Annotated in this window: 13 protein-coding genes and 1 pseudogene; 10 read left to right on the forward strand and 4 right to left on the reverse strand. The window is 30.7% G+C overall.

The genetic code is table 11. From position 1 onward, the window contains the following. Window positions 1–37: 37 nt before the first annotated feature. The 3 genes from MHN29_RS00395 to MHN29_RS00400 form a co-directional block, all read right to left on the reverse strand. The gene (locus MHN29_RS00395; protein ID WP_235273591.1) at window positions 38–3,970 is read right to left on the reverse strand and encodes a GEVED domain-containing protein; all 3,933 of its coding nucleotides are present in this window, start codon (window positions 3,968–3,970) and stop codon (window positions 38–40) included. A gap of 561 nt (window positions 3,971–4,531) precedes the next feature. Then, complete coding sequence (locus MHN29_RS18250) at window positions 4,532–4,657, reverse strand: hypothetical protein (RefSeq protein ID WP_255689047.1); 126 nt, start codon at window positions 4,655–4,657, stop codon at window positions 4,532–4,534. 9 nt (window positions 4,658–4,666) lie between these two features. Further along, the gene (locus MHN29_RS00400; RefSeq protein WP_235273590.1) at window positions 4,667–5,440 is read right to left on the reverse strand and encodes a M48 family metalloprotease; all 774 of its coding nucleotides are present in this window, start codon (window positions 5,438–5,440) and stop codon (window positions 4,667–4,669) included. Between the two features lie 112 nt (window positions 5,441–5,552). Between MHN29_RS00400 and MHN29_RS00405 the strand changes: the two genes are divergently transcribed. Next, a complete protein-coding gene (locus MHN29_RS00405) occupies window positions 5,553–7,295 on the forward strand; it encodes an aromatic amino acid hydroxylase (RefSeq protein ID WP_235273589.1) in 1,743 nt (580 codons plus the stop codon). Between the two features lie 47 nt (window positions 7,296–7,342). Continuing rightward, window positions 7,343–7,624, forward strand: coding sequence for a rhodanese-like domain-containing protein (locus MHN29_RS00410; RefSeq protein ID WP_235273588.1), 282 nt, complete (start codon window positions 7,343–7,345; stop codon window positions 7,622–7,624). 9 nt (window positions 7,625–7,633) lie between these two features. Here MHN29_RS00410 and MHN29_RS00415 read toward each other — a convergent pair whose 3' ends face one another. Beyond that, window positions 7,634–8,584, reverse strand: coding sequence for a GSCFA domain-containing protein (locus MHN29_RS00415; RefSeq protein WP_235273587.1), 951 nt, complete (start codon window positions 8,582–8,584; stop codon window positions 7,634–7,636). A 113-nt stretch (window positions 8,585–8,697) separates the two neighbouring features. Here MHN29_RS00415 and MHN29_RS18330 point away from each other — a divergent pair. The 8 genes and pseudogenes from MHN29_RS18330 to MHN29_RS00450 all read left to right on the forward strand — a co-directional run. Then, window positions 8,698–8,907 (forward strand): annotated as a pseudogene (locus MHN29_RS18330) (MerR family transcriptional regulator); the annotation flags it as partial. Window positions 8,908–8,913: 6 nt separating this feature from the next. Further along, window positions 8,914–9,591: a B12-binding domain-containing protein gene (locus tag MHN29_RS00420; RefSeq protein ID WP_317208014.1), complete on the forward strand. Its 678-nt coding sequence runs from the start codon at window positions 8,914–8,916 to the stop codon at window positions 9,589–9,591. A gap of 210 nt (window positions 9,592–9,801) precedes the next feature. Beyond that, window positions 9,802–10,764 (forward strand): fasciclin domain-containing protein, encoded by a 963-nt coding sequence (locus tag MHN29_RS00425; RefSeq protein ID WP_235273585.1) that lies wholly within the window; start codon window positions 9,802–9,804, stop codon window positions 10,762–10,764. Window positions 10,765–10,841: 77 nt separating this feature from the next. Beyond that, on the forward strand, window positions 10,842–12,323 hold the full coding sequence (locus MHN29_RS00430; RefSeq protein ID WP_235273584.1) for an NAD(P)/FAD-dependent oxidoreductase: 1,482 nt from the start codon (window positions 10,842–10,844) through the stop codon (window positions 12,321–12,323). Beyond that, complete coding sequence (locus MHN29_RS00435) at window positions 12,307–13,149, forward strand: squalene/phytoene synthase family protein (RefSeq protein WP_235273583.1); 843 nt, start codon at window positions 12,307–12,309, stop codon at window positions 13,147–13,149. Before MHN29_RS00430 ends, MHN29_RS00435 begins: the two co-directional genes overlap by 17 nt. A gap of 1 nt (window position 13,150) precedes the next feature. Continuing rightward, window positions 13,151–13,597, forward strand: a complete 447-nt coding sequence (locus tag MHN29_RS00440; RefSeq protein ID WP_235273582.1) for a sterol desaturase family protein — start codon at window positions 13,151–13,153, stop codon at window positions 13,595–13,597. Then, window positions 13,594–14,292: a lycopene cyclase domain-containing protein gene (locus tag MHN29_RS00445; protein ID WP_235273581.1), complete on the forward strand. Its 699-nt coding sequence runs from the start codon at window positions 13,594–13,596 to the stop codon at window positions 14,290–14,292. Before MHN29_RS00440 ends, MHN29_RS00445 begins: the two co-directional genes overlap by 4 nt. Then, window positions 14,282–14,761: a TspO/MBR family protein gene (locus MHN29_RS00450; protein ID WP_235273580.1), complete on the forward strand. Its 480-nt coding sequence runs from the start codon at window positions 14,282–14,284 to the stop codon at window positions 14,759–14,761. The genes MHN29_RS00445 and MHN29_RS00450 overlap by 11 nt, the downstream gene beginning before the upstream one ends. Window positions 14,762–14,764: the final 3 nt, after the last annotated feature.

Genomic DNA, 14,764 nt, shown 5'->3' on the forward strand with positions numbered 1-14,764 from the left:
CTACCGAAGTAGTCTTTTAAAATGCTTTTAGAGAAGTTTATTTTACAAAGAATTTCTTTTGGAATATCTTGTTTTCTTGTTGGCCTTTTATGAAATAAATGCCTACAGGAAGATCTTTTACTGATATTTTAATTTGATTTTGATTAGGGGTTTTATCAGCTTTCATAATAATTTTACCTTGTATGCTTGTTAATTCGTATTGTACATTTTTGTTTGTTTCGAATTTAAGGAATATAAAACTATCAGAAGGGTTTGGGTAAAGCTTTATATTTTCAATTAAATTAGTTGTATCGGTTCGTGCAACAGAATTGTTTTCAACTAAGATTGTATAGTCTTCAACTTCACCAAAATAAGTGTCTTCGCCACATGGTGTTATTTTGTATTCAGCTCCATATGCATATCGAACTCTCATTTTAAGTGAGGTATTTTTTACTGCATTGTTAGGTGCTGATATGTTAGTTGAATATGGTCCTGCTTTAAATGCTTTGTATACTCTTTCACTATTTGAAAAATTACCATCATTATTCCAATCAACCCAAACACCAATAGCATTGTATGTCCAATGATCGTTTTTAGTTGTGATTTTTAAATTAAAAGACTCTTGAGGTGAAATAGTATGTGATAGATTTTCATAATTTGAATATGAATTAAATCCTGTTGAATTGTTAATTGCTCCAAATGATACATTGGTTATAAATGAATCATTTCTAAGTGTACTTGCATAACAATGTGCTGATATTTTGATAGAATAATCTTCAACTTCACCAAAGTAAGTGTCTTCACCACATGGAGTAATCTTATTTTCAGAACCGTAAGCATATCGTATTCTCATTCGAAGAGTAGTATTTTTTACAGCGTTGTCAGGAATTGTTATGTCTGTTGCATATGGTCCAGCCTTATATGCTTTGTATACTCTTTCGTTATCTGAAAACTCACCATCATTATTCCAGTCAATCCAAGTACCAATAGCATTGTATATCCAATGATCGTTTTTGGTTGTAATTTTTAAATTGAATGTTTGACCAGAAGCGAATGTATTTGAAATGTTTGAATAATTTGAATATGAGTTGTATCCACTACTGTTGTTAATTGATCCGAAGGTCACATTTGTGATGTAAGAATCGTTTCTAAGGTTTGAAGCGCTACAATAATTAGAAGAAGAGGAGTCATTGTCGGTTATAGTTCCAGTAGCTGTAATTGAGTTGGCGGTAATATTGTAATTTTCGCTAGGTTCAACTGTAGAATCGTCGATAGTTGGAACTTTTATTGTAAATGTTTTTACTCCAGAAGGAATTGTAACTTCTCCTTGGTTGTAAGTAACTCCATTTGTAAAAGTTGGGTTGCTGAAATCAATTCCATTAATGGCAGTGGCATTATTTATAGATAAAGCTATTTTTGTTTCTTCAACAGTTGTGTTGTCTAAGGTAACTAAATGTTGTAATTCAGCTCCTTCTTCTTTAGTGTCATCAGAAATTGAAACTATTGAAGATGTGGTGTTCCCGTTTCCTTTTTTTATTAAAATACTGTAGTCAACAGTGTTTCCACTATCGTAAGCACCACAAGAAGTTTCTCCTTTACCATCAACAAAATGACCAGTAATTCGAAGTCCAATTTTTTTGCCTATTGCTGCATTGTTAGGAACGGTTATATTTGATGTAAATGAATATTCTCCGTTTTGATCATAGTTATTAGATTTCACTTCTTTGTTAACTAATAATTCATCTTGTGTAAACTGACCATCATAATTCCAGTCGGCCCAAACTTTTACTTTATTAACGTCAGAATCACCTCCATTTCCTTTTTCTGATTTAATAGTTATAGGATAGGTTTTTCCAGTTTCTAAATCAGTTGAAATGGTGTTGTAATAATTATAATAGTTGCTTTTCCCTGGTTCGTGGTTTATAGTGTTAAAATTGACTTTATTTACACTAAAGTAGGTGCCATAGTTGGGGTGTGATTTACAGTATTTTAATCTTGAAGTAATGTAATCACTTTTTTTAATGGTCTTTTTTAAACCGTTTGTAGAAGTTACTTCTAAAGTTACATCATAAGTACCTTCAATAGGGAATAAAATATTTGTTGGATTTTTTTCTGTAGAATTAGCGGGCGATCCACCTTCAAAAGTCCATTTCCAGCTTTTTAAACTATCTCCATTAGCAGCTATAGAGAAATCGTTAAATTGAGCTTCTTCAGATAGGTTAACAGTTGTAGGTTGTCCAAAGAAATCTACTTCAAAAGGAGTGTTTTCAGGAACAATTGAAAGACCGTAATCTTCAGATTCTCCACTATCTATTGTAGAACAAGCTGAGTCGCCTTCGTTGCTTTGTACATAGTGTGCTAATACTCTAAAGGCAGTGTTGCCCATTTTAACTGAGTTAGGAATTTGAACACTTGTGTTGTAGGTGTAATTCCCGTCATTGTCAGTTTGAGTATTTTTATAGGGATGACTAACAATAAGTTCGTTGTCTTCGTACACAAAATTAGAATTCCAATCTGCCCAAACTTGAATTCTTAAATTATCATTTGCACCACCTGCTCCTTTATTGGTTGTAATGCTTAGTGGGTATGTTTTGTTCTTTTTAACTTTAAATTTTACTGTTGGTGCATAGTTGCTTATGCCATCGTATCCTGTAGTATTGCTGTTTTCGTTAAAAGAAACATTGGTAATATGGGTATAAGTTCTGTATCGAATATTAATATTACAAAACTCAGTGTAGGGGTCGTTAAACTTTACAGAAATGTTCTCAATAGAGTCCTTGTATAAAATTGAGCTTCCACCTGTAATAATTGAAGAATTGAATTTAAATGCTAAATTATTTATTGAGTTTGAAGCTGAGTGATTTGTAGCAATGCCATTAAAATTGATAATAGCTTTTGTGTTGTTAATAATATCAACTTTGGTGGTTATTCCTTCTGGAAGATTTTGAACTGTATAATCTGTAGAAAGATTCATTGTTCCAGAACTTTTTGTGAGTGTGCATTCTTCACAAGAAACTTCAATAGAGGTTTCTAAAACACCATCGTTTAAGTATCTTTCTTTAACTTGAGATGTTGAAGTTATTAATCTTGGTCCTAAGTTAGAATTTACGCCAGTTGCTATTAGGTTTTTTTCAGTCCACAAGGTGTTTCTTGTAGGTGAGTTTTCTAAAGCATTAATCATCCTGTTTACTTGTCCTTGGGTAAACATTTTATAACAATCTGTATAATCCATAAAATTTTCATTGTTAATTTCTTGGTTTAAACAGTTTTTAATAACCTGACACCCTGTTCCTGATGAGTTATTTTTATGAGATGGAGTATCAGCAATTCCATCACCAGCTTTTGGGTCAGTAGAACAAACGGCACCATAAAAAGTATGGGGTAAATCTAAATAATGACCGAACTCATGTGTAAGAACAGATCGAAAGTTTTCGTTAGTGTTATTTCCTAAATAACTTCCGTTATAAACAATTCTTGCAATGTTTAGGTCAGACATGGTTTTGTTAGGGTACCATGCAACTCCTGAATTGTAAAAATCACCGTTACCATATAGGTCTCTAGTAATGTATATGTTACAGTACTTGTAATTGTCCCAAGCAACATTCTTTACTTCTGGAGAATTATAATTTCCCATACCGGAAGCTTTATTGTAAAAAATAACACCAGAAGTTGGGTTTCCGTTAGGGTCAATTTTTGCTAGTTTAAAAGTAATGTCTAGGGGTTTTTTGATAACATCAAAAGGAGCGTCAATGGTATTGTAATCACTATTGAGACCTTGAAAATCTTCATTCGTTTTTTTTAAGGCATCTTCAATAATTTCTTGAGTAACTACAGTTCCTGAATTGTAATTTTTACCAAAAACATGAAAAACAACAGGTATAACATAGGATGGGGAACTAGTTTTTTGTGCTTGATTTTCGGGGGAGATTTTCAATCGTAAAGAATTTAGTTCGTTTTTAGCATTTTTGTTTTTCTCGAATAATTCTTTCATTGCTTTGTCTGTACCGCAAGAACTTTTTACGTTTTGAGAGTGTAGTTCTTTAAGGGGTAAAATGCTTAAAATTAATAGTAAATGAAAGCATAAGTGGGGGTTGAAATGTTTCATGGTTTCTAATTAATAATTTGATTAGTAAACAAAGTTATCTTCTGTTAACTCTTTGTTTTTGATGTATTTATACTTGTTTTGATATTATTTTAACAGAAAATGTAAAGAGTTTTTAAAAAATTAACATATGTTAATGAAAATCGACAAAGTGATTTTTGTAGAGATGGACAAAAAATCTTTTTAAGAAGGGAGAAATTGTATTATGTCTATTGAATAGGATTATTTACTTAATTTTAATTAAAAATATATGAGGTAAGTTAAAGTAGATAGGAAGAAAATATAATCCTTTTAATCAAGGCTCGTTGGTTTTCTTTTAGAATCTTATTCTTTATTTGGTTAAGTAGTTGTTGAGAAGCCGATTTATCAAAATGAAGTTTTGTGTTAGAATCTGTTTCATAGCCTTCAATTTTCTCAAAAGTAGATACACGATTTCTTTTGTTGTTTTTTTTAATTGGTTATCATTGCTGATACAGGACCTCCAAAACTCATGGCTATTACTTTTTGGTTGTATGTTGTGGGTATTGGTTTGTACAAAAATGTTACAAAAAATGCTTTTAGTGAGTCTAAAAGCATTTTGAAGAGTTATTTCTTGTATTTACGAATGGCTTCTTTAATTTTTTCAATTCGATTCTCAGGGTCAGGGTGTGTGCTTTGAAACTCAGGAGTTCTGTTAGGACCAGCAGCGGCTTTTAAAATTTCCATAACACCAATTAAACTTTCCGGCTTATAGCCAGCATCTACCATTAATTTAACACCTAATTCATCACTTTCTAATTCATCACTTCTACCATATTTCATGTTAATAACATTTGCAATAGCAGCCATTCCTTGTGCAGTACTAGGATCAAAACCAACAGCAGCTCCTGATAATATACCTTGAGTTAAATCTTGTTTAGCCATACGTGCAGCAGAATGACGTCCAATAACATGACCTATTTCATGTCCTAAAACTCCAGCTAATTGATCTTCATTTTTTAATTTAGAGAATAAAGCAAAAGTGATAAAAATTTGTCCGCCAGGTAAGGCAAAAGCATTTATGGTTCTTTCATCTCGTAGTAAATGAAAGTCAAAAGGATAACCAGATTGTTTAGCAATACTGTTGTCAACAAGTTTTTTACCTATTTTATCTACTAAATCTTGATATTGCTGACTAGGGTATAAGCCTCCATGTTGTTGTGCCATTTGAGGAGCGCTACTTAATCCAATAGCTACTTCTTGCTTAGGAGAAATAGATATGTGTTGTTTTTTTCCAGTGTAAGGATTGATTTCAGCACTTGAGCAATACTTTACTAAGGCAAATAAAGCAATACCAGCACCAATTAAAAGTCTAATTCTTAAACTCCCCCGATTTCTCATGTTTTTTGATTTTTTGTGATAAAAGTAAAGGTACAAAATATATAATTTAACAATTGTCGATTTTTTGTAAACTAGAAAAAACTTAAATTTACCCAGCAAAACAAACAACTATATGGAGCCTCATTTTGAGTTAAACGAAATCACGAAAAAATTACCTAAGCATTTACATAAATTTGTAGTAAGACAGCCTTATGAAGAGTACACGGCACAAAACCAAGCAGTTTGGCGCTATGTAATGAGAATGAATGTAGATTATTTAGGTAAGGTAGCTCATTCTTCATATGTAAATGGATTAGAAAAAACAGGTATTTCGGTTGAGAATATTCCTGAAATGGAAGGAATGAATCGTATTTTAAAAGAGATTGGTTGGGCAGCTGTTTCGGTAGATGGTTTTATTCCACCAAATGCTTTTATGGAGTTTCAAGCATATAATGTGTTGGTAATAGCTTCAGATATGCGAACTATAGATCATATTGCTTATACACCAGCTCCAGACATTATTCATGAGGCTGCCGGACATGCTCCAATTATAGCAAATCCAGAGTATTCTGAGTACTTACGTAGGTTTGGTGAAATTGGTTCGAAAGCAATTTCTTCAGCTAAAGATTATGAAATGTATGAGGCAATTAGGTTATTATCCATATTAAAAGAGAACCCAAATTCTACACAGAAAGAAATTGATGAAGCACAAGAAAAAGTAGAATGGTTGCAAGATAACATGGGAGAGATGTCAGAAATGGCACAAATAAGAAATTTACATTGGTGGACTGTAGAGTATGGTTTGATAGGTGAATTAAATGACCCTAAAATTTATGGTGCTGGTTTACTTTCATCAATAGGAGAAAGTAAATGGTGTATGCAAGATGAGGTGAAAAAAGTGCCTTATTCTATAGAAGCTGCAAATGTTAGTTTTGATATAACAAAACCACAACCACAATTATTTGTTACACCAGATTTTGCATATTTAAGTCTAGTGTTAAATGAATTTGCCAATACAATGGCGTTGAGAACTGGTGGATTGAAAGGTGTTGAAAAATTAATAGACTCTAAAAATTTAGGTACAGTTGAGTTAAGTACAGGAATTCAAATTTCTGGAATATTTACTAATGTTATAGAAGATAAAAAAGGAAAAGTAGCTTATATCCAAACAACTGGTCCAACAGCTTTAGCAAACAGAGATAAGGAATTGATAGGTCATGGAATTAGTTACCATGCAGAAGGTTTTGGGAGTCCTGTAGGGAAATTAAAAGGAATTAATTTGCCTATTGAAGATATGAGTCCACGTGATTTAAAAGCATATGGAATATACGAGGGTGAAGAAATGACTTTAGAATTCGAGAGTGGTGTAATTGTAAAAGGAAGAGCAATTACTGGAACTCGTGATTTAAGAGGGAAAATATTGATAATATCTTTAAAAGATTGTACAGTAACTTATCAAGATCAAGTCTTATTCAGGCCAGAGTGGGGAATTTATGATATGGCAATAGGTAAAGAGTTGGTTTCAGCTTATTCTGGACCGGCTGATGTTGATTCTTTTGAAGATATAGGGAAAGTTTCTGAAACCAAAACAGATAAAATAATTTATAGTGATTTGCAAAAGAAACTTTATAGTTTATATGAAGAAGTAAGGGATGTTAGAGAAAAAAATAAAGTAACTGAAGATAAAATAATTTCAATTTTTAACGTTTTAAAAAATGAGTTTTCTCAAGATTGGTTGTTGGTTTTAGAGTTGTATGAATTGGCTTTAGACAAGGAGTATTTGGTTAAGGAAGAGTTGAGAGATTATTTAGAAAAATTAAAAAGTAACAAGAGTTACAGTACTTTAATAGAAAACGGACTACATTTGTTGTCGTAAGAATTAAAAAACAAATGGGGTTATTAAATTTTTTTAGGAAGAAAGATATGACAAACGAAATACAAGAATATTTAAATAAAGGGGCGGTAGTTTTAGATGTTAGAACTTTAGCAGAATGGAATGAAGGGCACTCTGAAGGAGCAAAGCATATAGTTTTAACAGTGGTGCCTTTAAATGTTGAAGAAATTAAATCTTGGAATAAACCAGTAATAGCTGTGTGTAAAAGTGGAGGAAGAAGTGGACAGGCTACACAGTTTTTACAAGGTCATGGAATTGACGTAATTAATGGAGGTCCTTGGCAAAATGTAGACCAGTATTTAGTTAAGTAAATATTGAATTTAAAATTTAATAAAAGGAAATGCTTTTTGAAGTGTTTCCTTTTTTTGTTCCAAATTATTTAAGAATTTAAGATGAGCTTCTGATTTAGGGTTAAAAGGTTTGTGGGCTAAACCTTTTTGAATACTCTCAATTTCCTGTATTGTTTTTTGGGTTAATTCATTAAAAAATATACTACTGAATTTTTCCCATATATAGTTTATAGCAGTTTCATTAGGGTGTATCATATCTTGTTTGTAAAATCTATAATCACGTAATTCATCCATCATAATTTCATAAGAAGGGAAGTAGTCAATGTTTTTTCTGTTATCAGTTATTTGATGAATAGCAGAAATTAAATGAGCTTTACTACGTTGGTTTTCAATAAAACCATCTTTTAAATGGCGAACTGGCGAAACTGTATAGGTTATAGAAGTGTTTTTATTTACAGATTTAATAAGAGTATTTATGGCATCTAAACTTTCATAAATTTCATCAATAGAAAGGATTTCTTTTAAAAATTTTTTCTGAGGAACTTTATGACAGTTTGCTACAATTTTGTCAGAAGAAATATGTCTGTATACCCAAGAAGTACCAAGCGTTATAATTAAGTGCGATGAATTTTTTAAATTCTCAAGAGTTAGTTGGGTATTGTTATTTAAATTGTCTAATAAGTCTCCCTTGTTGATAGAGCTTAAGTTAGAATGGGCGTCAAAACAATGCCATCTTTCGTTGTGAAAAAAGATATCTTTTTCAGAATATTGTTTTTCATTGATAGCGTTTGTAATTAAGCTTTCAATTGCTTTAGGGTGAAATAAAATACCAAATGGATTTTGAATGGCTCTGAATTTATAATAGGTAAGCTTATTGCCAATGTTCTCAGTGAAACAAGAGCCTATTAAAGTTATTTTGGATTTGTAGCTAATTGGGTTATGGAGATTTTTTTTAATAGGTATCTGAGTTGATAGTATCATAAAAAGAGAGCTATTTATACAAGTCAAAAATAATTATTGTTATTTTAAAAATTAATCAATTTACTTGTTTTATTTAAATTTGACTATATTTGTTTATTATTATCTGAAATAAGTTGAACAATATAAAGAGCATATTTACGATTAAAGACCTTGAAAACATCTCAGGGGTAAAGGCGCATACCATTAGGATATGGGAAAAAAGATATAATTTATTAGAGCCTAACAGAACTAATACAAATATTAGATATTATTCTTCTGAGAGCTTAATGAAATTGTTAAATGTAGTGTTGTTGAATAAGCACAATTTTAAGATTTCCAAAATTGCTCAGATGAGTAATGATCAAATAAAAGTTAATGCTAGGGAATTAGCGTTTAAGTATGCGGTAAATGATGAAGCTATCAATTCTTTTAAGATAGCAATGTTTCAATTTGATAAAGTTTTATTTAATAATACTTATAATAAATTACTTCACAAGAAAACATTTAGAAATATATTCAAAGATGTCTTTGTTCCTTTTTTAAATCATATAGGGTTGCTTTGGCAAACAGATACTCTTCTGCCGGCTCATGAGCATTTCATTTCAAATTTAATTATTCAGAAAATACAGATAAATATTGAGAACCTTGAACATTCAATAGTCAATTCTGATAAAACTTATGTGCTTTTTTTACCAGAAAATGAAGTTCATGAATTAGGGTTGATGTATTTAAATTATGAGCTTGTGTTAAGAGGGTATCAGACAATTTATTTAGGTCAAAGTTTACCGTTGAATAATTTGAATTATTTTTTTGAAAGCAAATCTAAAATATGTTTTGTTACTTCTATGACAGTGCGTCCTTATGATGATAAAGTGGTGGATTATTTTTATGAAATAGAAGATGTGTTAAAAGGCACTGATCACGAATTAATGGCTGTAGGAAAAAAAGCAATGGATGTAGTTGGTATTGATTTTAAGACTAATATTTCTATATATCCTTCAGTAATTGAGTTACTTAATAAATTGTAATTTTTTTTGTTAAAAATAATTTTGTTTAATCTTTTTTTGTTTTTGTTAAACATTATTTGTAGTTTTGAAATGTGTTTTGCTAGTCAAGACTATTTTTTTACTGAAAATTAATTTTGTTTATTTAAATCAGTAAAAGGTTAAACAAAACCTGAGGAAGCTGAAAATCAGGTCATAAATAAAAAGAGTAAGCGCTAATTAAACAATACGATTATGTTATTTACAAAAAGTTTATCGAGGATACCCTTCTTCTTAGTTTTATTTCTAAGTATTTGTTTGTTTACATCCTGTAGTGATGATGATCCAGTAATTATTGATAATGATGATATTGTACAAAAGGCAATAAAAACATCTGACTTAAGTAGTTTAGTTGCGGCTTTACAAAGAGCCGATTTAGTTTCTGCTTTACAAGCAGATGGTCCTTTCACGGTATTTGCTCCTAATAACAAAGCTTTTCAAGATTTATTAGATTCAAATAATTCTTGGAATTCATTAAATGATATTCCTTTAGAGACATTAAAGACAGTTTTACTGTATCATGTATTAAGTGGCAAAGTAATGAAGAATGATTTATCAGATACTTATGTAAATACATTAGCAACAGGGCCTAATGATGAGCCCCTTTCATTACAGGTGGAAGTTACAGGTGCTGTTGAATTCAATGGAGATTCAAAACCAATAGCAACGGATATCTCGGCAACTAATGGAGTAGTCCATATTATAGATAAAGTAATGTTGCCAGCAGATGTAGTAACATTGGCTTTAAATAATAGCGGTTTTACATCTCTTGTGGCTGCACTAACAGATACTAGGCATACAACCGATTTTGTATCTCTGCTAAAAATGTCAGGCCCTTATACCATTTTCGCACCAACAAATAGCGCTTTTCAGGCTTTATTGGATAGTAATGCTTCATGGAATTCACTAGCAGATATTCCAATAGCAACCTTAGAAGCGGTTTTAAAATATCATGTTTTTGCAGGTGGTAATGTGCAGGCAGATCAGTTAACCGATAATCAAGAGGTAACTATGTTTAGTGGAGGTAAAGTTACTGTTGATTTGTCTAGTGGAGCAAAGCTAGAAACATCATCAGGTCAATCAGTAGGGATATCTGTAACAGATGTTCAAGGTGCTAATGGAGTTATCCATGCTATAGATAGTGTTTTATTACCTTAATAGTTAACTTGTTGTTTATGAGCGGGTTTTGCTTTTTTGTTAATGGTTTTTAAGTTATATTTATAATATATATAAAATTGGAAAAAAAAATATCAATAATAGGTTCAGGTTTTTCATCGCTAGCAGCATCTTGTTATCTTGCTAAGGCAGGTTATGAAGTTGAAGTTTATGAAAAGAATTCAACAGTAGGTGGAAGAGCTAGACAATATAAAAGAGATGGTTTTACTTTTGATATGGGGCCAACTTGGTATTGGATGCCTGATGTTTTTGAGAAATTTTTTTCCGATTTTAATAAAAAACCTTCTGATTATTATCAATTAAACAAATTAACACCAGCTTATCAAGTGTACTTTGACGTTCTTGATTCGATTACAATACCCGGTAATTTGGAAGAAATTTATGAGGTATTTGAAAAAGAAGAAAAAGGAAGTTCAAAATACCTAAAACGTTTTTTAAAGTCGGCAGAGTATAATTACAATGTATCTATAAACGATTTAGTTTATAAACCAGGTATATCCCCATTAGAACTAATAACGCCGGTTACCATTGGAAAAATTACTCAGTTTTTCTCAACAATTAGAAAGCAGGTAAGAAAAAAAATAAAAAGCAAAAAATTAATTCAAATATTAGAGTTCCCAGTTTTATTCTTGGGTGCAAAACCAAGTAACACACCAGCCTTTTATAACTTTATGAATTATGCCGATTTCTCCCTAGGTACTTGGCATCCTGTTGAAGGAATGTATAAAGTTATAGAAGCGATGGTTTCTTTGGCGGTTTCATTAGGAGTACATTTCAAAACTGAAGCTATTGTCGAGGAAATTTGTGTAAACCCATTAGGAGATGCAAATGGATTGATAGTAAATGGTAATTTTATAGACGCTGATGTAGTATTAAGTGGTGCAGATTACCATCATACAGAAACACTTTTGCCTAAAGAATATAGACAGTATTCTGAAAAGTATTGGGAAAAGAAAGTTTTTGCCCCATCATCTTTATTATTTTATGTAGGCTTTAATGAAAAGCTGAAAAATGTATGTCATCACACATTGTTTTTTGATACAGATTTTGATGAACATGCCAAAACAATTTATGATCAACCGAGTTGGCCAAAAGAACCACTGTTTTATGCAAGTTTCCCCTCGATAACCGATGGTTCTTTTGCTCCAACTAATAAAGAAGCAGCTACTTTTCTAATTCCTTTAGCCCCAGGGATAGAAGATACGCCTGCTTTAAGAGAAAAATACTTTAACATTATAATTAAAAGGTTAGAAAAGTTAACAAAACAATCATTAAAAGATTCAGTGATTTTTAAAGAAAGTTACTGTGTTAACGATTTTATTGAAGATTATAATTCGTATAAAGGAAATGCCTATGGTTTAGCAAATATTTTAACCCAAACAGCATTTTTAAGACCCAAAATAAAAAGTAAAAAAGTTAAGAACTTATTTTTTACAGGACAATTAACGGTTCCCGGACCCGGTGTTCCCCCTTCATTAATTTCAGGAAAAATAGCTTCAGATTTAATCATTAAAAACCACCAAAATGAAAAAACTATTTGATGAGGTTTCGTATTCGTGTAGTAAATTAGTTACACAAAAATATAGCACGTCATTTTCGTTAGCTACCAGAATGTTAGCGCCAAAAGTAAGAGTAGCTATTTATAATATTTATGGATTTGTCCGTTTTGCAGATGAAATCGTAGATTCTTTTCATCAGTACAATAAAGAAGAACTTTTAACAAAATTTGAAAAAGATTATTACTCGTCAAAGAAGGAAGGTATTAGTCTAAATCCTATTTTGAATTCATTTATACATACAGTTAATACCTATAATATCCCAGATAATTTGGTAGGTGCTTTTTTGAAAAGTATGAGGGCAGATTTGTATAAGACAGAATACACAACAGAAGAAGAGTATAAAGAATATATCTATGGTTCTGCAGATGTTGTAGGGTTAATGTGTTTGAAAGTTTTTGTTAATGGAAATGAAAAACGATATGATGAATTAAAAGATGCAGCAATGCGTTTAGGTTCGGCATTTCAAAAAGTTAATTTTTTGAGAGATTTAAAAGATGATTATGAAGTGCTAAATAGATCATATTTTCCAAATGTTAATTTGGAAAAATTAAATGATGCTTCAAAAGAAATGATAATTAAAGAAATAGAAGAAGATTTTGATTACGCTTTTAAAAATGGTATCTTAAAGCTACCAGTAGAAGCAAAGTTTGGAGTTTTTATAGCATATAGATATTACAAAAAGCTTTTAAAGAAATTGAAAGCTACTCCATCGTCTAAAATTATGGATACTAGAATAAGAATTTCTAATCCAATGAAAATTAATTTATTGGCTAGAAGTTATGTGAAATATAAATTAAAACTAATCTAAAATGATATTTGCAACTGTCACAATACTAACATTTATAATGATGGAAGGCGTTACATGGTGTACTCATAAATATGTAATGCACGGTTTTGGATGGTTTTTACATGAGGATCATCATCAACCAGGTTATCCGCATGTGTTCGAGAAAAATGATGCCTTTTTTGTGGTTTTTGCAATACCAAGTATGTTACTATTTTACTTTGGAATTAGACCTGAATTAAATTATCTGTTTTTCATTGGTTTGGGTATTTTGTTGTATGGAGTAGCTTACTTTTTAATACATGATGTATTAATTCATAGAAGATTTAGTTGGTTTAAGAATACAAAGAATAGATATTTAAGAGGTTTAAGAAAAGCACATAAGATACATCACAAACATTTAGGTAAAGAAGAAGGAGAGTGCTTTGGTATGTTATTCGTGCCATTTAAATATTTTAAGAAAAGACAATGAGCAGTTACTTGTATTTAATATTAAATTTAGGAAGTATAAGTATACCTTTACTCTATAGTATTTTTGAAAAAGAGATACACTTTATTAAGTACGCAAAAATTGTTTTTCTCAGTATAGTTATAGTTGCGATCCCTTTTTTAGTTTGGGATGCAATTTTTACAAATTATGGTGTTTGGGGATTTAACAATACCTATTTTTTAGGAGCGAAAATACTGCAAATGCCAATAGAAGAATGGATGTTCTTTATCTGCATACCTTATGCGTGTTTGTTTACGCATGAGATGTTAAGAATTTATCAGCCAAAATTAAAATTGTCTAGGACACAGACTATTATCATAAGTGTGGTGTCGATAATAATTGTTTTTTGGTTATTGATATTTAATTTAGATAAAACTTACACGGTAGTAAATTTTTTATTATTTTTATCATTAATGCTTTATAGTTTAAAAAAGCATTTAATTGCGTTACAAGAATATTTTCCAAGTTTTCTGATAATTTTAGTTCCTTTTTTTATTGTAAATGGAATTTTAACAGGAAGTTTTATAGAGAGTCCAGTTGTTTGGTATAACAACTCAGAAAATATAAATGTTCGATTATTTACGATTCCCCTTGAAGATGTGTTTTATGCATTTAACTTATTGTTTTCAATACAGTTAATATTTAATCATTTTAAAACAAAAGTCTATGGGAATTAGTAAAGTTATCCGTTTTTTAATTTTTTTAAGTTTAAACTTTTTGGCATTAATCGTTGGGGTATGGTTAATGAATAATGGCCCCCAAACAGATTGGTACAAATCGTTAAATAAGGCGCCTTGGACGCCAGCAAACTGGGTTTTTGGAGCAGCCTGGTTTTTTATCATGTTTTGTTTTTCATTTTATATGACCAACTTAAGCTTCAAATTCAAACTAACTAAAGGAGGGTTTCTTATTGCATATCTATACATGGTTCAATGGATCTTGAATGTTATGTGGAATTACTTCTTCTTCAATCAGCATTATACAGTTTTAGGGTTAATTATAATAACCGCATTGTGGCTGTTAATAGGGTATTTTACCGTTGAGTATTTAAAAAAAATGAAATTTTATACACTATTAATATTGCCTTATTTAGTTTGGATGACAATCGCTACAAGTTTAAACGCTTATGTAGTATTTAATAATTAGAAA

The organism is Tenacibaculum sp. Cn5-46, from assembly GCF_022347705.1.
GTDB classification, from domain to species: Bacteria; Bacteroidota; Bacteroidia; order Flavobacteriales; family Flavobacteriaceae; genus Polaribacter; species Polaribacter aiptasiae.

What these genes read in the sequence shown, in the direction of transcription:
- MHN29_RS00395 (WP_235273591.1), bottom strand. Translation starts at nt 3,970, where the DNA reads ATGAAAGAATTATTCGAGAAAAACAAAAATGCTAAAAACGAACTAAAT.
- MHN29_RS18250 (WP_255689047.1), bottom strand. Translation starts at nt 4,657, where the DNA reads ATGCTTTTAGACTCACTAAAAGCATTTTTTGTAACATTTTTGTACAAA.
- MHN29_RS00400 (WP_235273590.1), bottom strand. Translation starts at nt 5,440, where the DNA reads ATGAGAAATCGGGGGAGTTTAAGAATTAGACTTTTAATTGGTGCTGGT.
- MHN29_RS00405 (WP_235273589.1), top strand. Translation starts at nt 5,553, where the DNA reads ATGGAGCCTCATTTTGAGTTAAACGAAATCACGAAAAAATTACCTAAG.
- MHN29_RS00410 (WP_235273588.1), top strand. Translation starts at nt 7,343, where the DNA reads ATGACAAACGAAATACAAGAATATTTAAATAAAGGGGCGGTAGTTTTA.
- MHN29_RS00415 (WP_235273587.1), bottom strand. Translation starts at nt 8,584, where the DNA reads ATGATACTATCAACTCAGATACCTATTAAAAAAAATCTCCATAACCCA.
- MHN29_RS00420 (WP_317208014.1), top strand. Translation starts at nt 8,914, where the DNA reads ATGAGTAATGATCAAATAAAAGTTAATGCTAGGGAATTAGCGTTTAAG.
- MHN29_RS00425 (WP_235273585.1), top strand. Translation starts at nt 9,802, where the DNA reads ATGTTATTTACAAAAAGTTTATCGAGGATACCCTTCTTCTTAGTTTTA.
- MHN29_RS00435 (WP_235273583.1), top strand. Translation starts at nt 12,307, where the DNA reads ATGAAAAAACTATTTGATGAGGTTTCGTATTCGTGTAGTAAATTAGTT.
- MHN29_RS00440 (WP_235273582.1), top strand. Translation starts at nt 13,151, where the DNA reads ATGATATTTGCAACTGTCACAATACTAACATTTATAATGATGGAAGGC.
- MHN29_RS00445 (WP_235273581.1), top strand. Translation starts at nt 13,594, where the DNA reads ATGAGCAGTTACTTGTATTTAATATTAAATTTAGGAAGTATAAGTATA.
- MHN29_RS00450 (WP_235273580.1), top strand. Translation starts at nt 14,282, where the DNA reads ATGGGAATTAGTAAAGTTATCCGTTTTTTAATTTTTTTAAGTTTAAAC.